Origin of the sequence: Pseudomonas sp. LBUM920, from assembly GCF_003852315.1 — a bacterium.
Taxonomy (GTDB): Bacteria; Pseudomonadota; Gammaproteobacteria; order Pseudomonadales; family Pseudomonadaceae; genus Aquipseudomonas.
This window is the reverse complement of record NZ_CP027762.1, coordinates 2,008,594-2,029,049: the sequence shown is the minus strand read 5'-3', so window position 1 is coordinate 2,029,049 and position 20,456 is coordinate 2,008,594. Positions and strand designations below refer to the sequence as shown.

Below are 20,456 nucleotides of genomic sequence, written 5' to 3'. Positions count from 1 at the left end.
GACTGCTGCTTGCACAACTTCCAGGGCTTAACGCCCGTAAAGCTGCGCAAGACTGCGTCCAGCGGATATTCCGCGGTGAGTCTTGCGCGCAAGGCTCACGACGGGCAACCGCCGTGGTTTCTTATTATCTCGCTTAGCGCTTCTTCTTGTTGGCGATGTGGATGGCGCCGCCATTCACAGCCAACGCGGCTTCATGCAACGCTTCGGACAGGGTCGGATGGGAGAAGACCATCATGCCCAGGTCCTCGGCGCTGGTGCCGAATTCCATACCGATCGCGCCTTGCTGAACCAGTTCTGCAGCGCTCGGGCCAATCACGTGGACGCCCAATACGCGGTCAGTCTTGGCATCAGCGATGACTTTGACAAAACCACCGGTGTCGTTGGCTGCCATGGCACGGCCAGAAGCGGCAAACGGGAAGGTGCCGACGTTAACTTCAACGCCTTCAGCTTTCAACTGCTGTTCGTTCTTGCCGACCCATGCAATTTCCGGGTGGGTGTAGATAACGGACGGGATCAGGTCGTAGTTCATCTGGGTTTTGTGACCCTTGATGCGCTCGACAACCATGATGCCTTCTTCGGAAGCCTTGTGCGCCAGCATCATGCCGCGCACCACGTCGCCGATGGCGTACACGCCAGGCACGGTGGTAGCGCAGTGATCGTCAACGTGGATAAAACCACGCTCGTCGATGTTCACGCCGCTGTCGGAAGCCAGCAAGTCGGTGGTCACTGGACGGCGACCAACGGCTACGATCAGCTTGTCGAAGGTGATGGTCTGCTCGCCTTCTTTATCGGTGTAGGTCACTACGACTTCTTCGCCGTTGACCTTGGAACCGGTAACACGGGCGCCCAGCTTGATGTCCAGACCTTGTTTGGTCAGGGTTTTCAGCGCTTCTTTGGACACCGCGGTGTCGGCAGCCAGCAGGAACGTGTCCAGGGCTTCCAGAACGGTGACTTCAGAACCCAGGCGGGACCATACCGAACCCAGCTCCAGACCGATGACGCCAGCGCCGATCACGCCCAGACGCTTTGGAACAGTTTGGAATTCCAGGGCGCCGGTCGAATCAACGATCACGTTCTGGTCAACTGGAGCCGGTGGAATGTCGATTGGACGCGAGCCTGGAGCCAGGATCACGTTCTCGGCTTCGATGACTTCTACCGAACCGTCCGGCTTGGTGATTTCAACTTTCTTGCCGGCCAGCAGTTTGCCGTGACCTTGCAGGGACGTAACGCCGTTGGCCTTGAACAGGGTGGCAACGCCGGAAGTCAGGCCTTTAACGATGTTGGCTTTACGGCCGACCATTGCTGGCACGTCCATGGTCACGCCAGCATGGTTGATGCCGTGGATCGCGAAACCGCTCTGGGCTTCGTGGAATTTCCAGGAGCTGTCCAGCAGCGCCTTGGAAGGAATGCAACCTACGTTCAGGCAAGTACCGCCCAGCGCCAGTTTGCCTTCCTTGTCGGTGTATTTTTCGATGCAAGCAGTCGAGAGGCCCAGTTGTGCGGCCTTGATGGCGGCAACGTAGCCGCCAGGACCTGCACCAATCACTACAACGTCAAATTTCTGCGACATGAAAATAGTTCCTCTATTCAGCGACAAGCTTCAAGCGACAAGCCGCAAGCCAAGCTGCTTTTTCCTACAGCTTGTAGCTCGCAACTTGCCGCTGCGTCTTTAAATGTCCAGCAGCAGACGAGCCGGGTCTTCCAGCAGGTTCTTGATGGTCACCAGGAAAGTCACGGCTTCTTTACCATCGATCAGGCGGTGATCGTAAGACAGTGCCAGGTACATCATTGGGCGGATCACGACTTGGCCGTTGATGGCCATCGGACGCTGGATGATGTTGTGCATGCCCAGGATCGCAGCTTGTGGCGGGTTGACGATCGGGGTCGACATCATCGAACCGAAGGTACCACCGTTGGTGATGGTGAAGGTACCACCGGTCATCTCGTCGATGGTCAGCTTGCCGTCACGGGCTTTCTTGCCGAAGCCGGCGATGCCGCCTTCGATTTCAGCCAGGCTCATCAGTTCGGCGTTACGCAGAACCGGTACCACCAGGCCACGGTCGCTGGACACGGCAACGCCGATGTCTGCATAGCCGTGGTAAACGATGTCGCTGCCGTCGATCGAAGCGTTGACTGCCGGGAAGCGTTTCAGCGCTTCGGTGGCCGCTTTCACGAAGAACGACATGAAGCCCAGGCGCACGCCATTGTGGGACTTCTCGAACAGGTCCTTGTACTTCGAACGCAGGGCCATGACTTCGGTCATGTCGACTTCGTTGAAGGTGGTCAGCATCGCCATGTTCGACTGTGCTTCGACCAGGCGCTTGGCCACGGTGGCACGTACGCGAGTCATCGGTACACGCTTCTCGGTGCGGTCGCCAGCGGCGAACACAGGCGCAGCGGCAGCCGGGGCAGCAGCCTTGGCAGGTGCGGCAGCTGGAGCGTTTTTCTTGGCTTCAACTGCAGCCACCACGTCTTCCTTGGTGACACGGCCGTCTTTGCCGGTGCCCTTGATGGACGCCAGGTTGATGCCGTTTTCTTCAGCCAGCTGACGCGCAGCCGGTGCAGCGATTGGATCTTCGCCAGCAGCAGCCGGAGCAGCTGGAGCCGAAGCAGCCGGTGCAGCAGCAGCGGCTGGGGCAGCGGCTGGAGCAGGAGCAGCAGCGCCGCCCTCTTCAATCGAGCCCAGGATCTGGTTCGACAGAACGGTAGCGCCTTCTTCGGCAACGATTGCGCCCAGTACGCCGTCAGCCTCAGCCAACACTTCCAGAACGACTTTGTCGGTCTCGATGTCGACGATCAGGTCGTCACGCTTTACGGCGTCGCCTGGTTTCTTGTGCCAGGTGGCAACGGTGCCATCGGCAACCGATTCCGGGAATGACGGGGCTTTGATTTCGATAGCCATTATCTGTGGGTCCTTAAAATTCGGTTTCAGTCAGCGCGAAGGCGTTAAACAGTGAAAGCATCTTGCAGCAGTTTTTCCTGCTGCTCGGCGTGCATCGACGCATAACCACACGCAGGTGCAGCAGAAGCATCACGACCGGCATACTCAAGGCCAAGGCCTGTTTTGTGGTTACCGATGCTGCGACGCAAGTGATGCTGACTGCTGTACCACGCGCCCTGGTTCATCGGTTCTTCCTGGCACCACACCACGTTGGTGAGGTTGGTGTAAGGCGCGATGGCCTCCATCAGGTCGTCTTCCGGGAACGGGTAAAGCTGCTCGATACGCACAATGGCGATGTCTTCGCGGCCTTCGGCACGGCGTTTTTCCAGCAAGTCGTAGTAAACCTTGCCGCTGCACAGGATCAGGCGAGTGACCTTGGCCGCGTCCAGGGTGTCGATTTCTGGAATCACGGTCTGGAACGAACCGTCGGCCAGATCTTCCAGGGTCGAGATGGCCAATTTGTGACGCAACAGCGATTTCGGGGTCAGCACTACCAGCGGCTTGCGCAGCGGGCGGATCACCTGGCGACGCAGCAAGTGGTAGATCTGGGCCGGAGTAGTCGGCACGCACACCTGGATGTTGTGCTCGGCGCACAGCTGCAGGTAACGCTCCAGACGGGCCGAAGAGTGCTCCGGACCCTGACCTTCATAACCGTGTGGCAGCAGCATGGTCAGACCGCACAGACGGCCCCACTTGTGCTCGCCGCTGGTGATGAACTGGTCGATAACCACCTGGGCACCGTTGGCGAAGTCGCCGAACTGGGCTTCCCAGATCACCAGCGCGTTTGGCGTGGTGGTTGAGTAACCATATTCGAACGCCAGTACGGCTTCTTCGGACAGGAACGAATCGTACAGGTCGAAACGTGGCTGGCCTTCGTACAGGTTCTGCAACGGGATGTAGGTGCCCGCGTCTTTCTGGTTGTGCAATACCGCGTGGCGGTGCGAGAACGTACCGCGGCCGATGTCCTGGCCGGTCATGCGGATCGGGTGACCTTCGAACGCCAGGGTCGCGTACGCCATGGTTTCAGCGTAACCCCAGTTGATCGGCAGGCCGCCGGCTTGCATCTTCTGACGGTCTTCGTAGATCTTCGCAACCTGGCGCTGCACCACGAAGCCATCTGGAATTTCCAGCAGCTTGGCGGACAGTTCCTGCAGGGTTTTCAGATCGAACGAGGTGTCGTGACGCGCAGTCCAGGCGTGGCCCAGGTACGGACGCCAGTCAACGAACAGCTCTTTGTTCGGCTCTTTAACCAGGCTTTTTACTACGTGCAGACCGTTGTCCAGCGCGTTGCGGTATTCATCGATCTTCGCCTGAACACGCGCATCGTCAACCACACCGGCCTTGATCAGGCTTTCGGCGTACAGCTCACGGGTGGTGCGCTGCTTGGTGATTTGCTGGTACATCAACGGCTGGGTGCCGCTAGGCTCATCCGCTTCGTTGTGACCGCGACGACGGTAGCAGACCAGGTCGATCACCACGTCACGCTTGAACTGCATGCGGTAGTCGATGGCCAGTTGGGTCACGAACAGCACGGCTTCCGGATCATCACCATTCACATGGAGGATCGGCGCCTGGATCATCTTGGCAACGTCGGTGGCGTACTCGGTAGAGCGCGCGTCCAGCGGGTTGCTGATGGTGAAACCCACCTGGTTGTTGATGACGATGTGAACCGTACCGCCAGTCTTGAAGCCGCGCGTCTGCGACATCTGGAACGTTTCCAGAACCACGCCTTGACCGGCGAATGCCGCGTCACCGTGGATGGAAATCGGCAGAACCTTTTCACCGGTGGAATCGTTGCGACGATCCTGGCGAGCACGAACCGAACCCTCGACCACTGGAGAAACGATTTCCAGGTGGGATGGGTTGAAGGCCATGGCCAGGTGAACTTCACCGCCGGTGGTCATCACGTTGGACGAGAAGCCCTGGTGGTATTTAACGTCACCGGAACCCAGCTCGACCTTCTTCTTGCCTTCGAACTCGTCGAACAGCTCGCGCGGGTTCTTGCCGAAGGTGTTAACCAACACGTTCAGGCGACCACGGTGAGCCATGCCGATCACGATTTCCTTGGTGCCGTAGGAACCGGAACGCTGGATCAGCTCGTCGAGCATTGGAATCAGGCTTTCGCCGCCTTCCAGGCCGAAACGTTTGGTGCCCGGGTATTTGGTACCCAGGTATTTCTCGAGACCTTCGGCTGCGGTCACGCGCTCCAGCAAGTGGCTGCGTACGTCGGCAGACAAAACCGGACGGCCACGCACACCTTCCAGACGATGCTGGAACCAGTGGCGCTGCTCGGAATCGGTGATGTGCGTAAATTCAGCGCCGATGGTGCGGCAATATGTCTGCTGCAACGCTTCGTGAATTTCGCGTAGGCTCGCTTCCTCTTTGCCGATGAACAGGTCGCCGGCACGGAAGGTCGTATCAAGATCGGCATTGGTCAAGCCGTAATGATTGATCGACAGGTCAGCAGGTGCAGGACGCTGCCAGAGCCCCAGCGGGTCAAGCTGGGCCGCCTGGTGGCCACGCATCCGGTAAGCCTGGATCAGTCGCAGTACTTCAACTTGCTTCTTCTCGTGCTCGCTGCTCACGCTCCCGGCGGAAACCGGCTGAGCGCGGCGCTGGTTCTTTGCCAGCAGCACAAACTGATCGCGAATTGTTGCGTGCGATACATCGGTGGCAGCGTTGCCGTCTGAAGACAACGTCTGAAATTTGGTGCGCCATTCTTCTGGCACAGCGTTAGGGTCGTGCAGGTAGAGCTCATAAAGCTCTTCCACATAGGCAGCGTTACCACCTGAAAGATAGCCGCTGTTCCACATGCGCTGCATCACGCTTTCTTGCATGCTTGGTCACCCTCGATTTGGGGACACCACCGGCGAAAACACCGAGTTTGCTTGCAAAAGGCCAAGTGCAGCGACCAAAACAAGCCACTTAGGATCACGCTGATAGTTCGGGTACCAACCCGAATGCCCCTGCTTGTCTCATTTCTTCAAAATAAGAGCCGCGGCTTTGTAAGTCGCTGCTCAAGTTAAAACTACGGCGCCGGTTGAAGCCTGCGCCGTAGCATTTACGGGCACAACGGTCCTGCTTTGTTACAACGTCGGTTACACGCCGCTCTGCAGCAGCATGTTACGGATGTGACCAATGGCCTTAGTCGGGTTCAGGCCTTTGGGACATACGTTGACGCAGTTCATGATCCCGCGGCAGCGGAATACGCTGAACGGGTCATCCAGTGAAGCCAGACGCTCGGACGTCTTGGTGTCACGGCTGTCTGCCAGGAAGCGATACGCTTGCAGCAGGGCAGCTGGACCCAGGAACTTGTCCGGGTTCCACCAGAAGGACGGGCACGAAGTCGAGCAGCAAGCGCACAGGATGCACTCGTACAGACCGTCGAGCTTTTCACGCTCTTCCGGGGACTGCAGACGCTCGATGGCCGGAGCCGGCGTGTCGTTCTGCAGGAACGGCTTAACTTTCTCGTATTGCTTGTAGAAGATGCTCATATCGACGACCAGGTCACGGATAACCGGCAAACCTGGCAGAGGACGAACGATCAGCTTGTTGCCTTTCACCACGGCAGACAGCGGCGTGATGCACGCCAGGCCGTTTTTGCCGTTGATGTTCATGCCGTCGGAACCGCACACACCTTCACGGCAAGAGCGACGATAGGAGAAACCCTCGTCCTGCTCTTTGATCAGGGCCAGTACGTCCAGCACCATCAGGTCTTTACCACCGGTATCAACCTGGAATTCCTGCATGAACGGCGCAGCGTCCTGATCAGGGTTGTAGCGATAAACACTGACTTTCAACATGGCAGCCACCCTTAGTAAGTCCGAATCTTCGGTTCAAACGTCGGAACCGTTTTCGGCGAGAAGTTCACGGCACGCTTGGTCACGCGCTTGTCACCCGGGAAGTACAGGGTGTGGCACAACCAGTTCTCGTCGTCGCGGTCTTCAAAGTCTTCACGAGCGTGAGCACCACGGGATTCCTTACGAACCTCGGCGGCGATCGCAGTCGCTTCAGCCACTTCCAACAGGTTTTGCAGCTCAAGGGCTTCGATACGAGCGGTGTTGAACGCCTGGCTCTTATCGTTGATCTTGACGTTGGCGATGCGCTTGCGCAGATCGGCCAGCTGGGCAATACCCTTCTGCATGTATTCGCCGGTACGGAATACACCGAAGTAGTTCTGCATGCAGTTTTGCAGCTCGCGACGCAGGGTTGCCACGTCTTCGCCATCGGTACGCTCGTTCAGAGCGTTCAGACGCGCCAGGGCAGTTTCGATGTTGGCGTCGGTCGCGTCATCGTATTCGATGCCGTCGGTCAATGCCTTCTCGAGGTGCAGGCCGGCAGCACGACCGAATACCACCAGGTCGAGCAGCGAGTTGCCGCCCAGGCGGTTGGCGCCGTGAACCGATACGCACGCCACTTCGCCTACCGCGAACAGGCCGTGAATGATCTCGTCCACGCCGTCGGCGTTCTGAGTGATCGCCTGACCATGAATGTTGGTCGGCACGCCGCCCATCATGTAGTGGCAAGTCGGAACAACCGGAACCGGAGCAACCACCGGGTCAACGTGAGCAAAGGTCTTGGACAGCTCACAGATACCCGGCAGGCGGCTGTGCAGCACTTCTTCGCCCAGGTGATCGAGCTTGAGCAGTACGTGGTCGCCATTGGGGCCACAGCCGTTACCGGCAATGATTTCCTTGACCATCGAACGGGCTACAACATCACGACCGGCAAGGTCTTTCGCGTTCGGAGCATAACGCTCCATGAAACGCTCGCCGTTCTTGTTGATCAGGTAGCCACCTTCACCACGGCAACCTTCGGTTACCAGTACGCCGGCGCCGGCAATGCCGGTTGGGTGGAACTGCCACATTTCGATGTCTTGCACCGGTACGCCTGCACGCAGTGCCATGCCAACGCCGTCACCGGTATTGATCAGGGCATTGGTGGTCGATGCGTAGATACGACCTGCACCGCCAGTCGCCAGAACGGTAGCCTTGGCGCGGATGTAGGAGGTTTCACCGGTTTCGATGCAGATGGCGATCACACCGACGAATGCGCCGTCAGCGTTTTTCACCAGGTCAACCGCGTAGTACTCGTTCAGGAACGTGGTGCCGGCCTTCAGGTTGCCCTGATACAGGGTGTGCAGCAGCGCGTGACCGGTACGGTCGGACGCAGCACACGTACGGGCAGCCTGGCCGCCTTTACCGTAATCCTTCGACTGGCCGCCGAATGGACGCTGGTAGATACGACCCTGCTCGGTACGCGAGAACGGCAGACCCATGTGGTCCAGCTCGAACACGGCGGCCGGGCCTTCCTGACACATGTATTCGATAGCGTCCTGGTCACCGATGTAGTCGGAACCCTTGACGGTATCGTACATGTGCCAGCGCCAGTCATCGTTCGGGTCGGCGGACGCGATGGCGCAGGTGATGCCACCCTGGGCCGATACGGTGTGGGAACGCGTTGGGAACACTTTGGTGATCACGGCAGTCTTGTGACCGCCCTGGGCCAGCTGCAGCGCTGCGCGCATGCCAGCACCGCCGCCACCAATAATGATGGCGTCGAAGGAAATAGTTGGAATGTTAGCCATGAATCAGATACCCCAAAGAATCTGCACACCCCAGACGAAGTAAGCGAACATCGCGACGCCGCATACTGCCTGGAAGAGGAAACGGACTGCAGTCGCGGACTTGCCCAGCGCCATCGGCGTCAGGTAGTCAGTCGCGATGGTCCACATGCCGACCCAGGCGTGAGCGCCCAGAGCTACAAGTGCCAGCAGACTGAAGATTCGCATCGCATTGTGGGAAAACAGGCCGTGCCATTGCTCATAGCCAATGCCCGGGTTTGCGACGAGGTATCCGATCAGGAAAATGAAATAAGCCGCGAGAACGACCGCAGACACACGCTGCGCCATCCAGTCATAGAGGCCTGAACGCGAAAGGTTCGTAACGCTGGTTACCATATCCAAACTCCTGCCAGAACGATCAGCACCACGGAAATGGCGATGATGATTTTCGAGCCCAGGCGGCCGCCTTCCAGCGTCTCACCGATGCCCATATCCATGATCAAGTGGCGCACGCCGGCTACCAGATGATAAAGCAGAGCGGACAGGAGGCCCCATGCTACGAACTTGGCCAGCGGGCTGGTCAAGCATACCTTCACCTCGGCAAAACCTTCCTCGGAACCCAGGGATTTGCTCAATGCATAAAGCATGATGCCCAAGCCCAGGAACAGGATGATGCCGGAAACACGGTGCAGGAACGACGTAACGCCGGTGATGGGGAGTTTGATGGTCCTTAGGTCTAGGTTTACAGGTCGTTGGCTATTCACGGCTTTTTTTCACACTGAAGAGCCCCTAACAATCAGGGCAAAGTTGTTGGGGAGTGCACTGGTCAGGTAAGCACCACCCAGGGAGTGCGACCCCCAATGAAAGCAAGCCCAAAAGCCCTTGGCGGTCGGTGGCCGAGTATAGACAGTTAGGTTACTAATGACAACGCGCGCTCCTCACCCTAATAGCTGATTGCGCTGGCGGGATAAAAGGCGTAAATGGCAGTCAATTTCGACGAAAAAGTACGGTTAAAGCCTTCTGGAGCAAGACTTTAGGCAAATTGACATCTGAATTTATCTCACTATAGTGGTGCGGGCCCTGCGTGGGGGGTCTGTCTGATGATTTGAAGCATAAATAGGAGGCCACATGGCTGACAAAAAAGCGCAGTTGATCATCGAGGGCGCAGCCCCCGTCGAGCTGCCCATTTTAACCGGCACCGTTGGTCCCGATGTTATCGACGTACGGGGCCTGACGGCCACGGGCCGTTTCACTTTCGACCCAGGCTTCATGTCGACCGCCTCTTGCGAGTCGAAGATCACCTATATCGACGGCGACAATGGCATTCTGCTGCACCGGGGCTACCCGATCGAGCAACTGGCCGAGCAATCGGACTACCTCGAAACCTGCTACCTGCTGCTAAATGGCGAATTGCCAACAGCCGAGCAAAAAGCCCAGTTCGTCAGCACCGTGAAGAACCACACCATGGTTCACGAGCAGTTGAAGACCTTCTTCAACGGCTTCCGTCGCGACGCCCACCCGATGGCCGTGATGTGCGGCGTGGTTGGCGCCCTATCGGCCTTCTATCACGACTCCCTGGACATCAATAACCCGCAGCATCGCGAAATCTCCGCGATCCGCCTGGTTGCCAAGATGCCAACCCTGGCCGCAATGGTTTACAAGTACTCCATGGGTCAACCCATGATGTACCCGCGCAACGACCTGACGTACGCGGAAAACTTCCTGCACATGATGTTCAACACCCCGTGCGAGATCAAACCGATCAGCCCGACACTCGCCAAGGCCATGGACCGGATCTTCATCCTCCACGCCGACCACGAGCAGAACGCCTCCACCTCCACCGTACGCCTGGCTGGCTCCTCGGGTGCCAACCCGTTCGCCTGTATCGCCGCCGGTATCGCCGCACTCTGGGGCCCTGCCCACGGCGGTGCGAACGAAGCCGTATTGACCATGCTCGATGAAATCGGCGATGTCTCGAACATCGACAAGTTCATCGCCAAGGCCAAGGACAAGAACGATCCGTTCAAGCTGATGGGCTTCGGTCACCGCGTCTACAAGAACCGTGACCCGCGCGCCACCGTGATGAAGCAGACCTGCGACGAAGTGTTGAAGGAGCTGGGCATCAAGAACGATCCGCAACTCGAACTGGCCATGCGCCTGGAAGAGATCGCGCTGACCGATCCGTACTTCATCGAGCGCTCGCTGTACCCGAACGTCGACTTCTACTCGGGGATCATCCTCAAGGCGATCGGCATTCCAACCAGCATGTTCACCGTGATCTTCGCCCTGGCGCGGACCGTGGGCTGGATCTCCCACTGGAAAGAAATGCTCTCCAGCCCGTACAAGATTGGCCGCCCGCGCCAGCTGTACACCGGCTACGAGTCGCGTGACATCACCAAGCTGGAAGACCGCAAGTAAGCCATCAAGCGCTTGGCTGTACTGAAAACGGCCTCCTTTGTGGAGGCCGTTTTTGTTTGTGTCGCCAGGCCCGGCGCCATCGCAGACAAGCCAGCTCCCACGGGAGAATGCATTTCAAAGGTGGGGGCCGGGCTTGCCCGCAATGAGGCCCGCCAAGACACCCCAGAAACCCCAGCCACCGACTGATCGTTCGCACGCTCTGCGTGGGAACGATCAACTATCTGCTTTTTATTGATGCCAGACTTGAGAAACAGTTTTGTGAAATCCGTTACCAATAAAAGCAAAAAAAAGCCCCGATCTCGCGACCGGGGCTTTTTTTGTAACCGTCACGACGCTTAGTGGTTAACCGCCCCACTCGCCCCCAGGCCCGTTTGTGAACGCACAAACTGCGGGAAGTACAGCGCACGCTCTTTCTCTGCCGCCGCCGACTTGTCGGTGATGGAGAAGAACCAGATGCCGATGAACGCAATGATCATCGAGAACAGCGCCGGGTATTCGTACGGGAAGATAGCTTTCTCGTGGTGCAGGATCGACACCCAGATGGTCGGGCCGAGGATCATCAGGCCAACGGCACTGATCAAGCCCAGCCAGCCGCCAATCATCGCGCCGCGGGTGGTGAGGTTTTTCCAGTACATGGAAAGCAGCAGCACCGGGAAGTTACAGCTGGCAGCAATGGAGAACGCCAGGCCGACCATGAACGCAATGTTCTGGCTCTCGAACAAGATACCCAAGCCGATTGCCAGCACCGCCAGGGCGATGGTGGTGATCTTCGACACGCGAATCTCATCCTTCTCGTTGGCCTTGCCCTTCTTGATCACGCTGGCATACAGGTCGTGGGACACCGCCGAAGCACCCGCCAGGGTCAAGCCGGCAACCACTGCCAGAATGGTGGCAAACGCCACGGCCGAGATGAAGCCCAGGAAAATACTGCCGCCCACCGCGTTGGCCAAATGCACCGCCGCCATGTTGTTGCCGCCAAGCAAGGCGCCTGCCGCGTCCTTGAACGCCGGGTTGGTGCTGACCAGCAGGATCGCGCCAAAACCGATGATAAAGGTCAGGATGTAGAAGTAACCGATGAAGCCGGTGGCATACAGCACGCTCTTACGCGCTTCCTTGGCGTCGCTTACGGTGAAGAAGCGCATCAGGATGTGCGGCAGGCCAGCAGTACCGAACATCAGCGCCAGCCCGAGGGAGAACGCCGAGATCGGGTCTTTGACCAGGCCGCCCGGGCTCATGATCGCTTCACCTTTAGGGTGAACCTTGATCGCCTCGGCAAACAGCGTGTTGAAGTCGAAGTTGACGTGCTTCATCACCATCAGCGCCATGAACGAGGCACCGGACAGCAGCAGCACTGCCTTGATGATCTGCACCCAGGTGGTCGCCAGCATGCCGCCGAACAACACATACAGGCACATCAGGATGCCCACCAGAATTACCGCCACGTGGTAATCCAGGCCGAACAGCAGTTGGATCAGCTTGCCCGCGCCAACCATCTGCGCGATCAGGTAGAACGCCACCACCACCAGCGAGCCACAGGCCGACAGGCTGCGGATCTGGGTTTGCCCGAGGCGATAGGACGCCACGTCGGCAAAGGTGTACTTGCCCAGGTTACGCAGGCGCTCGGCGATCAGGAACAGAATGATCGGCCAGCCCACCAGGAAGCCGATCGAATAGATCAGGCCGTCGTAGCCGGAAGTGAACACCAGCGCGGAAATACCCAGGAAAGACGCTGCCGACATATAGTCGCCAGCAATCGCCAGGCCGTTCTGGAAGCCGGTAATCTTGCCGCCGGCCGCATAGTAGTCAGCCGCCGATTTGTTGCGCTTGGACGCCCAGTAGGTGATGCACAGCGTTGCGCCGACAAACGCCACGAACATCAGGATCGCTGCGATATTCAGCGGTTGCTTATGCACTTCACCGGTCAAGGCATCCGCTGCCCAAACGGCGGGCGCGAAGATCGAAGCGCCACCTACAGCCAATAAACGCCGGATCATTGCGCAGCCTCCTTGAGAATCGCATTGTTCAGGTCGTCGAATTCGCCGTTGGCGCGCCGTACGTAGATGCCGGTAAGAATGAAGGCCGACACAATCAGCCCGACCCCGATCGGAATTCCCCAGGTAATCGAGGAACCGGGGCTGAGCTTGGCCCCCAGCACTTGTGGCCCGTAGGCAATCAACAGGATGAAAGCGGAGTAAAGCCCTAGCATGATCGCCGAGAGAATCCAGGCGAACCTTTCCCTTTTTCTCACCAGCTCCTTGAAACGCGGGCTGTTTTGAATCGAGAGGTAAATGCTGTCGTTCATTGTTTTTATCCTCGCAGCACAGCTTTTTTATTATTGGAACGTATCCACTGTATGCGGCTGCAGAACAGGTTCCAGACGACCTTAGTATTAGAACGACATTAGCGTTGGCGCCAACTTTGAACTGATTAAAGTGACAGCCTTTTCCCCAGAAACGACAAAACCCGCCTGACGAAAACGCCAGGCGGGCTTGCAAGGTGCTAACTAGACAGCTCGACGGTTATTTACCAATCCACTCGGCCACACGCTCAGGGTGCTTGGCCACCCAGTCCTTGGCTGCCGCATCCGGCTTGGCACCCTCTTGAATCGCGAGCATGACTTCGCCGATTTCGTCCTTGGAGGCCCACTGGAATTTCTTCAGGAAGGCGGCGACTTCCGGCGCCTTCTTCTCCAGGCCCTTGCTGCCGATGCTATTGACGGTTTCAGCAGCCCCATAAATTCCTTTTGGATCGTCCAGGAAACGCAGTTTCCACTTGGCGAACATCCAGTGCGGCACCCAACCGGTGACTGCAATGGACTCCTGTTTGTCTTCGGCACGGGTCAGTTCGGCGATCATCGCGGCGCCCGAGCTGGCTTGCAGCTTGTAGTCCAGGCCATAGGCCTTGATGGCTTCGTCGGTCTTGAGCATCACGCCTGAACCGGCATCGATGCCGACAATCTTGTTCTTGAAGGTGGTGTCGGTCTTGAGGTCTTCAATCGATTTGGCCTTGACGTACTCCGGCACGATCAGGCCAATTTTTGCATCCTTGAAGTTGGGGCCGTAGTCGACCACCTTGTCCTTGTTCTTGGCCCAGTACTCACCGTGGGTCACGGGCAGCCAGGCAGAGAGCATGGCGTCGAGCTTGCCGGTGGCCACGCCCTGCCACATGATCCCGGTAGCGACGGCCTGCAGTTTCACGTCATAACCGAGCTTTTCCTTGATCACTTCTGCCGCCACGTGGGTGGTGGCAACGCTGTCAGACCAGCCATCTACGTAACCGATGCTCAGGGTTTTGCTGTCGGCGTTGGCCAGTGTGGAGCTCATCGCAACTACCAGAGTGGCAGCTGCGCCCAAGAGTCGTCGCATCTTCATAGTACTTCCCCGAAAGTGCTGCGCCCGGCGGATGCCGAGCGACGTCAACCTGTTGTTATGTGGTGCAACGCGCCCCCTTCACGCGCATCGATCCGGCGGCCCAGACATCAGTGGAGTGCTGACACTTCGATCATCAACCTGCCGGGGCCTTGGACCTGCTCTGACTGCGACCTCAGGTGAGCAAGAAACGACATCACATCGCCAGCAGGACGATTTGTAGGACAGCGCAGCAAAATCCCGCCCGAACTTTGCATGTCTAAATTATGCGACCGCACTGGGACGGGCTAAATCCGGGTAAGATGCGCGCCTTTGCTCCCCAGATAAGCCGACCATGCCCGCGACTGCCCGCTTCCCTGCCCTGCCCTATATTTTCGCCCTGATCCTCGGCGTGCTTGCCCTTGTCGGCTATTGGTACGGCCTCGGCCGGCCTGTGGTGTTGCCGGACGTGGCCAGCGCCAGCCACAAAATGCAATGCGCCTCGTACACGCCGTTCGACAAGGACCAGTCGCCGTTCGACCAGCCTTTCAAGCTGCGCCCCGAGCGCATGGACGCCGACCTGGCCCTGCTGGCCACCCGCTTTGAATGCATTCGCACCTACTCCATGACCGGCCTGGAAGCCTTGCCGGACCTGGCACGCAAGCATGGGTTGAAGTTGATGGCCGGCGCCTGGGTCAGCAGTGACCCGGTTGCCACCGAAAAAGAAGTCGCCGAGTTGATCGCTGCCGCCAACGCCAACCCGGACGTGGTCACCTCGGTGATCGTCGGCAACGAAGCGCTGCTGCGCAAGGAAGTCACCGCCAAGCAGTTGGTGACGCTGATCCATAAGGTCAAAAGCCAGATCAAGCAGCCGGTGACTTATGCCGACGTGTGGGAGTTCTGGCTCAAGCACCCGGAAATCGCTCCGGCGGTGGATTTCCTGACCATTCACCTGCTGCCGTATTGGGAAGATGACCCGTCGGGCATCGACCAGGCGCTCAAGCACGTGGGTGATGTACGTCAGACTTTCGGCAACCAGTTCGCTCCCAAGGATGTGCTGATCGGCGAGACTGGCTGGCCCAGCGAAGGCCGCCAGCGCGAAACCGCCGTGCCGAGCCGGGTCAATGAAGCCAAGTTCATGCGCGGCTTTGTGGCCATGGCCGAGGCCAATGGCTGGCATTACAACCTGATCGAAGCCTTTGACCAGCCATGGAAACGCGCCAGCGAAGGCGCGGTCGGGGGTTACTGGGGGCTGTTTGATGCTGATCGCCAGGACAAGGGCATCCTCGCCGGGCCGGTCAGCAATGTGCCGTACTGGCCGCTGTGGCTGGGCGTGGGCGGGATTATCCTGCTGGGCACCTTGGTACTTGGCGGGCGCGTTCGCAGCACGCGCGCAGCACTCATGCTGCCATTGCTCGGTGCCGTAGCGGCCTGTTCCATCGGCACCTGGGCCGAACTGACCCGCGTTACCGCGCGCTTCAACGATGAATGGGTGTGGGCAGGCTTGCTGGTGGTGTTGAACCTGCTGGTGCTGGCCCACGCCGCCCTGGCCCTGAGCGCGCGCGACGGTTGGCGTGAGCGGGCCTTTAATTGGCTGGAGCAACGCGCGGGCTGGCTGGTGGCAATCGCCGGGTTCGCCGGTGCGGTAATGATGCTGGCGCTGGTGTTTGACCCGCGTTATCGCAGCTTCCCGAGTGCGGCGCTGGTGTTGCCGGCGCTGGTTTACCTGGTTCGCCCGGTAACCGGCCCGCGTCGGGAGATTGCACTGCTGGCCTTCATCATCGGCGCCGGCATTGCGCCACAGCTGTATCGCGAAGGGTTGCAGAACCAGCAGGCGTGGGGTTGGGCAATCGTGAGTGTGCTGATGGTTGTAGCCTTGTGGCGTTGCTTGCGCGTGCGCAAGGCTTAAGGCCGCCATCGCAGGCAAGCCCGCTCCCACATTAAGGCCGAATTCACGCGGTCAAACTGTGGGAGCGGGCTTGCGGGCGAAGAGCGCCTGTCAGGCCGCCCGCGGCTTCCTGACCAGCCGCAACCCTGCAATCACCACCGCAAACACCGCAAACGTGGTGTTGTACAACGCCAGCGCCGGCAAGCCGAACACCATCCCCAACACGGCCAAGCCCCATCCGGCACGGCCCGGCACAAAAAATCCCAGCACCGATGTAACCAACGCGGCCCAGCCCAGCACCTTGAAGTGAATCATCAACCCCAGGTTCGAGCGCAACTGGCATTCCCAGCGGCTGGCCTCATCGGCGCAGATGCCAACCCACTGGCCATCCTCCATAAAGCCGTAACGTGCGCCATAACTGGCGGCCAGCCATAAAGGCAAGGCAATAAGCAGCAGGATCAACGGCAAACGACGGGACATGGGGCACTCCGATAGGCAAAAACGGCGCTCAGCTTAATCCCACGGCGGCCGTTAGCAAGCGGTGTGCACAGATAAGTGTTCATCCAGTCGTCGCAAAGTGTATCTTCTCGCTACTATTACCCCGATTCCGTGGCTTTTTTCCGACTTTTAGTGCCGAAGGCTGGCACTTCGGTGGCAACGCGGTGGTCATAGCCTGCGAACTTCATTCAGCACGTTTCCTCTTAGGGATTAAGTCATGCTCCGTTCCTTGCGCTGTGCTGCCTTGCTGGGCAGCCTATTTTTGAGTGCGTCAGCACTGGCCGTCGACATCGACCAGGCCAGCTATGGCTACCCTTTGACCAACCCGTTCGAAGCGACCATTGCGACCACCCCGCCTGACCTTCGGCCTAAATTGCCGACTGACGACGAGATCAACCAGTCCGACTACACGCTGAACATGCGCCCCGAGCGCGAGTTCAGCCTGCCGGACAACTTCTGGGCGGTGAAGAAACTCACCTATCGCATCGCCAAACAAGACCACGCCGCGCCACTGATCTTCCTGATCGCGGGCACCGGCGCGCGGTTTGACAGCAGCATCAACGAATACCTGAAAAAACTCTATTACCAGGCCGGCTACCACGTGGTGCAGCTGTCATCGCCGACCAGCTTCGACTTCATCAGCGCCGCCTCGCGCTTCGCCACCCCGGGGATTACCCAGGAAGACGCCGAGGACATGTACCGCGTGATGCAAGCCGTGCGTGCGCAGAACGCTTCGCTGCCGGTGACTGACTTCTACCTCACCGGCTACAGCCTCGGTGCCCTGGATGCGGCGTTTGTCAGCAAGCTCGACGAGACCCGTCGCAGCTTCAACTTCAAAAAGGTGCTGCTGCTCAACCCGCCGGTCAACCTCTACACCTCCATCACCAACCTCGACAAGCTGGTACAGACCGAGGTCAAAGGCATCAACAACACCACCACTTTCTATGAGCTGGTGCTGAGCAAGCTGACCCGCTACTTCCAGCAAAAGGGCTACATCGACCTCAATGACGCCCTGCTCTACGACTTCCAGAACTCCAAGCAGCACCTGACCAACGAACAAATGGCGATGCTGATCGGCACCTCGTTCCGCTTCTCGGCGGCCGACATTGCCTTTACCTCAGACCTGATCAACCGCCGTGGCCTGATCATTCCGCCTAAATACCCGATCACCGAAGGCACCAGCCTCACGCCGTTCCTCAAGCGTGCGCTGCAATGCGACTTCGACTGCTACCTCACCGAACAAGTGATCCCCATGTGGCGCGCGCGTTCCGACGGCGGCAGCCTGCTGCAACTGGTTGACCAGGTGAGCCTGTACGCGCTCAAGGACTACCTGCACAGCAGCCCGAAAATCGCGGTGATGCACAACGCCGACGACGTGATCCTCGGCCCTGGCGACCTCGGTTTCCTGCGTAAAACCTTCGGCGATCGCTTGACCGTCTACCCGCTGGGCGGCCACTGCGGCAACCTCAATTACCGCGTCAACGCCGACGCCATGCTGGAGTTCTTCCGTGGCTAAATATCTTCTGCTGCTCGCCGCCCTGATGTGCGCGGGCGTCGCCAATGCCGACAACAGCAAGGCGCATGAACCGGTCAAGGTTGATTCCGACGGTTTCAAGGAGCCGCTGACCAAGCTCAAGTTCAACCCGGGCCTGGACCAGCGCGAGTTCGAGCGTTCATCGCTGACCGCGCTCAACGTGTATGACCCGCTGGAGTCGTGGAACCGCCGCGTGTACCACTTCAACTATCGCTTCGATCAGTGGGTGTTCCTGCCGGTGGTTGACGGCTACCGCTATGTCACCCCGAGCTTTCTGCGCACCGGCGTGAGCAACTTCTTCAACAACCTGGGCGATGTGCCCAACCTGTTGAACAGCCTGCTGCAGCTCAAGGGCCATCGCTCCCTGGAAACCACCGGGCGCCTGCTGCTCAACACCACCATTGGCGTCGCCGGCCTGTGGGACCCGGCCACCGCCATGGGCCTGCCGCGCCAGAGCGAAGACTTCGGTCAAACCTTGGGTTTCTACGGCGTACCCGGCGGCGCCTACCTGGTGCTACCGATCTTCGGCCCGTCGAACCTGCGCGACACCACCGGCCTGATCGTCGACTACGGCGCAGAAACCGAGATCAACTTCCTCAACGTGTCCAAGGTCAGCGAAAACCATCCGGAAATCTGGGCCCTGCGCGCCGTCGACAAGCGCTACCAGACCAGCTTCCGCTATGGTCAGATGAACTCGCCGTTTGAGTACGAGAAGGTGCGGTATATCTACACCGAATCGCGCAAGTTGCAGATTGCCGAGTAAACGCCCTGCAGATACAAAAAAGCCACTCACCTAAATGAGTGGCTTTTTTGTTTGTGCCCCAACATCACTCAGCAGTACGTGACGTATCCACAGAGCGACTGGCAGATTGTTCTTTAGCGCCCGGCCATAACCCAAAACCAACCCAGAAGAGCGACCCGACAAAAGGCAACAACGTCCAGAACGAGTTGACCTGGCTGATGCCGTTATCGGTGAGCCTTCGGCATAACAGAGTGACCCTGGCAGGCAGCGTCAGCAGCAAATAACCCAAGCCAATACCCAAGGTAGTTTTTATCCATTCTTCAAAAAACCACCAGCAAATAGCTATGTATGCCCCTTCAATTACCTTATCAACCAACTGAAAATACCAGAAGGCTCGCCTGTGCGACCGCCCCTCGAATACAAATGATTTCTTCAGTGCGTCCAGATACCAATTCATTTAAAACTCCCTGATTACAGACTCTGTAAAACGCCTGGATAGGCCAAACAGAGCCGCAGATCTTAGGAAGGATTGAATGGGTCCTCTGTAGGGAAAAGCCTAAAGAGCTGCGACTAGACTGACTCACACGCCCTGGCAAACACCTGTCAATGTCTTACTGCGTGCCAAATTTTCTCGAAGATTTGAACCACCACCAACGCTACCGCCCCCGCAATAATCCCGGCCACCGCATTGAGCAGCGTCGGCATCAGCCACGCCAGCCCACCGGTGCTCTGGCTCACCACCTCAATCCAGTGATGCACCACCGGCACGCCGTGGGTGAGAATCCCGCCGCCGACCATGAACATCGCTGCCGTGCCGATCACCGACAGGCTTTTCATCATGTAAGGCGCGGCACGCAGAATCGCCCCGCCGATACTACGTGCGGCCTGGCCGGGCTTTTGGGTCAGCCACAGGCCGAGGTCATCAAGCTTGACGATACCGGCGACCAGGCCGTAAACGCCGATGGTCATGACAATGGCGATGCCGGACAGCACGATCACTTGCTGCATCAACGGTGCATCGGCGACCGTGCCGAGGGTGATGGCGATGATTTCCGCCGACAGAATGAAGTCGGTACGGATCGCGCCCTTGATCTTGTCCTTCTCAAACGCAACCAAGTCAGTCGCCGGGTCCGCCACCGCTTCGACCAAGTGCGCCTGTTCCTCAGTGCGCTTGTGTATGAAGCTATGCGCGAGCTTCTCAAAGCCCTCGAAACACAGATAAGCCCCGCCCAGCATCAACAACGGCGTGACCGCCCACGGCGCAAACGCGCTGATTAGCAGCGCCGCAGGCACCAGAATCAACTTGTTGAGAAACGAACCCTTGGCCACCGCCCACACCACCGGGATCTCCCGCTCGGCCCGCACCCCGGAAACCTGCTGGGCATTCAACGCCAAGTCATCGCCGAGCACCCCGGCAGTCTTCTTGGCGGCCATTTTGGTCATCAACGCCACATCGTCGAGGACGGCGGCGATGTCGTCGATCAGTACCAATAAGCTGCTTCCTGCCATGACGCGGTCATCCTGA

17 protein-coding genes are annotated in these 20,456 nt (G+C 58.7%); 4 read left to right on the top strand and 13 right to left on the bottom strand.

Translation table 11 applies throughout. The features are described from left to right. Positions 1–133: 133 nt before the first annotated feature. The 7 genes from lpdA to sdhC all read right to left on the bottom strand — a co-directional run bounded on the left by lpdA (position 134) and on the right by sdhC (position 9,268). Positions 134–1,570: a dihydrolipoyl dehydrogenase gene (lpdA, locus tag C4J83_RS09420; protein WP_106576739.1), complete on the bottom strand. Its 1,437-nt coding sequence runs from the start codon at positions 1,568–1,570 to the stop codon at positions 134–136. Positions 1,571–1,669: 99 nt separating this feature from the next. Next, the gene (odhB, locus tag C4J83_RS09415; protein ID WP_106576740.1) at positions 1,670–2,902 is read right to left on the bottom strand and encodes a 2-oxoglutarate dehydrogenase complex dihydrolipoyllysine-residue succinyltransferase; all 1,233 of its coding nucleotides are present in this window, start codon (positions 2,900–2,902) and stop codon (positions 1,670–1,672) included. A gap of 44 nt (positions 2,903–2,946) precedes the next feature. Beyond that, entirely contained in the window at positions 2,947–5,778 is a 2,832-nt protein-coding gene (locus C4J83_RS09410; RefSeq protein ID WP_106576741.1) for a 2-oxoglutarate dehydrogenase E1 component, read from the bottom strand. Between the two features lie 261 nt (positions 5,779–6,039). Beyond that, on the bottom strand, positions 6,040–6,744 hold the full coding sequence (locus tag C4J83_RS09405) for a succinate dehydrogenase iron-sulfur subunit (protein ID WP_003172807.1): 705 nt from the start codon (positions 6,742–6,744) through the stop codon (positions 6,040–6,042). 11 nt (positions 6,745–6,755) lie between these two features. Further along, on the bottom strand, positions 6,756–8,528 hold the full coding sequence (gene sdhA / locus C4J83_RS09400) for a succinate dehydrogenase flavoprotein subunit (protein WP_106576742.1): 1,773 nt from the start codon (positions 8,526–8,528) through the stop codon (positions 6,756–6,758). A gap of 3 nt (positions 8,529–8,531) precedes the next feature. Continuing rightward, complete coding sequence (gene sdhD / locus C4J83_RS09395; RefSeq protein ID WP_003172805.1) at positions 8,532–8,900, bottom strand: succinate dehydrogenase, hydrophobic membrane anchor protein; 369 nt, start codon at positions 8,898–8,900, stop codon at positions 8,532–8,534. Beyond that, positions 8,894–9,268: a succinate dehydrogenase, cytochrome b556 subunit gene (sdhC, locus tag C4J83_RS09390; RefSeq protein WP_124416860.1), complete on the bottom strand. Its 375-nt coding sequence runs from the start codon at positions 9,266–9,268 to the stop codon at positions 8,894–8,896. The genes sdhD and sdhC overlap by 7 nt, the downstream gene beginning before the upstream one ends. A gap of 364 nt (positions 9,269–9,632) precedes the next feature. Here sdhC and gltA point away from each other — a divergent pair, with 364 nt between their 5' ends. Beyond that, entirely contained in the window at positions 9,633–10,922 is a 1,290-nt protein-coding gene (gene gltA / locus C4J83_RS09385) for a citrate synthase (RefSeq protein WP_078047629.1), read from the top strand. 335 nt (positions 10,923–11,257) lie between these two features. Here gltA and C4J83_RS09380 read toward each other — a convergent pair whose 3' ends face one another. From C4J83_RS09380 to C4J83_RS09370, 3 genes are all read right to left on the bottom strand, one after another. Further along, on the bottom strand, positions 11,258–12,916 hold the full coding sequence (locus C4J83_RS09380) for a cation acetate symporter (RefSeq protein ID WP_106576744.1): 1,659 nt from the start codon (positions 12,914–12,916) through the stop codon (positions 11,258–11,260). After that, complete coding sequence (locus tag C4J83_RS09375) at positions 12,913–13,224, bottom strand: DUF485 domain-containing protein (RefSeq protein ID WP_106576745.1); 312 nt, start codon at positions 13,222–13,224, stop codon at positions 12,913–12,915. Before C4J83_RS09375 ends, C4J83_RS09380 begins: the two co-directional genes overlap by 4 nt. A 217-nt stretch (positions 13,225–13,441) precedes the next feature. Continuing rightward, positions 13,442–14,293 carry a glycine betaine ABC transporter substrate-binding protein gene (locus C4J83_RS09370; RefSeq protein ID WP_124416859.1) on the bottom strand — a complete coding sequence of 284 codons (852 nt, stop codon included), beginning with the start codon at positions 14,291–14,293 and terminating at the stop codon, positions 13,442–13,444. A 331-nt stretch (positions 14,294–14,624) separates the two neighbouring features. Between C4J83_RS09370 and C4J83_RS09365 the strand changes: the two genes are divergently transcribed. Further along, positions 14,625–16,178: a glycoside hydrolase family 17 protein gene (locus C4J83_RS09365; RefSeq protein WP_124416858.1), complete on the top strand. Its 1,554-nt coding sequence runs from the start codon at positions 14,625–14,627 to the stop codon at positions 16,176–16,178. A 90-nt stretch (positions 16,179–16,268) separates the two neighbouring features. On the opposite strand, the gene C4J83_RS09360 is transcribed toward C4J83_RS09365, so the two are convergent. Continuing rightward, the gene (locus tag C4J83_RS09360; protein WP_106576748.1) at positions 16,269–16,637 is read right to left on the bottom strand and encodes a hypothetical protein; all 369 of its coding nucleotides are present in this window, start codon (positions 16,635–16,637) and stop codon (positions 16,269–16,271) included. A gap of 235 nt (positions 16,638–16,872) precedes the next feature. Here C4J83_RS09360 and C4J83_RS09355 point away from each other — a divergent pair, with 235 nt between their 5' ends. Together C4J83_RS09355 and C4J83_RS09350 are read left to right on the top strand one after the other, a co-directional pair. Further along, positions 16,873–18,171 carry a serine/threonine protein kinase gene (locus tag C4J83_RS09355; protein ID WP_106576749.1) on the top strand — a complete coding sequence of 433 codons (1,299 nt, stop codon included), beginning with the start codon at positions 16,873–16,875 and terminating at the stop codon, positions 18,169–18,171. After that, positions 18,164–18,952: an MlaA family lipoprotein gene (locus C4J83_RS09350; RefSeq protein ID WP_119739561.1), complete on the top strand. Its 789-nt coding sequence runs from the start codon at positions 18,164–18,166 to the stop codon at positions 18,950–18,952. The genes C4J83_RS09355 and C4J83_RS09350 overlap by 8 nt, the downstream gene beginning before the upstream one ends. 64 nt (positions 18,953–19,016) lie before the next feature. Here the strand turns inward: C4J83_RS09350 and C4J83_RS09345 are convergent, their stop codons facing one another. Both C4J83_RS09345 and C4J83_RS09340 read right to left on the bottom strand, forming a co-directional pair. Continuing rightward, positions 19,017–19,388, bottom strand: a complete 372-nt coding sequence (locus tag C4J83_RS09345) for a DUF805 domain-containing protein (RefSeq protein ID WP_124416857.1) — start codon at positions 19,386–19,388, stop codon at positions 19,017–19,019. A 146-nt stretch (positions 19,389–19,534) separates the two neighbouring features. Next, on the bottom strand, positions 19,535–20,440 hold the full coding sequence (locus C4J83_RS09340) for a DUF808 domain-containing protein (protein WP_124416856.1): 906 nt from the start codon (positions 20,438–20,440) through the stop codon (positions 19,535–19,537). Positions 20,441–20,456: the final 16 nt, after the last annotated feature.

What these genes read in the sequence shown, in the direction of transcription:
- lpdA (WP_106576739.1), bottom strand. Translation starts at nt 1,570, where the DNA reads ATGTCGCAGAAATTTGACGTTGTAGTGATTGGTGCAGGTCCTGGCGGC.
- odhB (WP_106576740.1), bottom strand. Translation starts at nt 2,902, where the DNA reads ATGGCTATCGAAATCAAAGCCCCGTCATTCCCGGAATCGGTTGCCGAT.
- C4J83_RS09410 (WP_106576741.1), bottom strand. Translation starts at nt 5,778, where the DNA reads ATGCAAGAAAGCGTGATGCAGCGCATGTGGAACAGCGGCTATCTTTCA.
- C4J83_RS09340 (WP_124416856.1), bottom strand. Translation starts at nt 20,440, where the DNA reads ATGGCAGGAAGCAGCTTATTGGTACTGATCGACGACATCGCCGCCGTC.
- sdhD (WP_003172805.1), bottom strand. Translation starts at nt 8,900, where the DNA reads ATGGTAACCAGCGTTACGAACCTTTCGCGTTCAGGCCTCTATGACTGG.
- C4J83_RS09365 (WP_124416858.1), top strand. Translation starts at nt 14,625, where the DNA reads ATGCCCGCGACTGCCCGCTTCCCTGCCCTGCCCTATATTTTCGCCCTG.
- C4J83_RS09360 (WP_106576748.1), bottom strand. Translation starts at nt 16,637, where the DNA reads ATGTCCCGTCGTTTGCCGTTGATCCTGCTGCTTATTGCCTTGCCTTTA.
- C4J83_RS09375 (WP_106576745.1), bottom strand. Translation starts at nt 13,224, where the DNA reads ATGAACGACAGCATTTACCTCTCGATTCAAAACAGCCCGCGTTTCAAG.
- sdhA (WP_106576742.1), bottom strand. Translation starts at nt 8,528, where the DNA reads ATGGCTAACATTCCAACTATTTCCTTCGACGCCATCATTATTGGTGGC.
- gltA (WP_078047629.1), top strand. Translation starts at nt 9,633, where the DNA reads ATGGCTGACAAAAAAGCGCAGTTGATCATCGAGGGCGCAGCCCCCGTC.
- C4J83_RS09405 (WP_003172807.1), bottom strand. Translation starts at nt 6,744, where the DNA reads ATGTTGAAAGTCAGTGTTTATCGCTACAACCCTGATCAGGACGCTGCG.
- C4J83_RS09355 (WP_106576749.1), top strand. Translation starts at nt 16,873, where the DNA reads ATGCTCCGTTCCTTGCGCTGTGCTGCCTTGCTGGGCAGCCTATTTTTG.
- C4J83_RS09345 (WP_124416857.1), bottom strand. Translation starts at nt 19,388, where the DNA reads ATGAATTGGTATCTGGACGCACTGAAGAAATCATTTGTATTCGAGGGG.
- C4J83_RS09380 (WP_106576744.1), bottom strand. Translation starts at nt 12,916, where the DNA reads ATGATCCGGCGTTTATTGGCTGTAGGTGGCGCTTCGATCTTCGCGCCC.
- C4J83_RS09370 (WP_124416859.1), bottom strand. Translation starts at nt 14,293, where the DNA reads ATGAAGATGCGACGACTCTTGGGCGCAGCTGCCACTCTGGTAGTTGCG.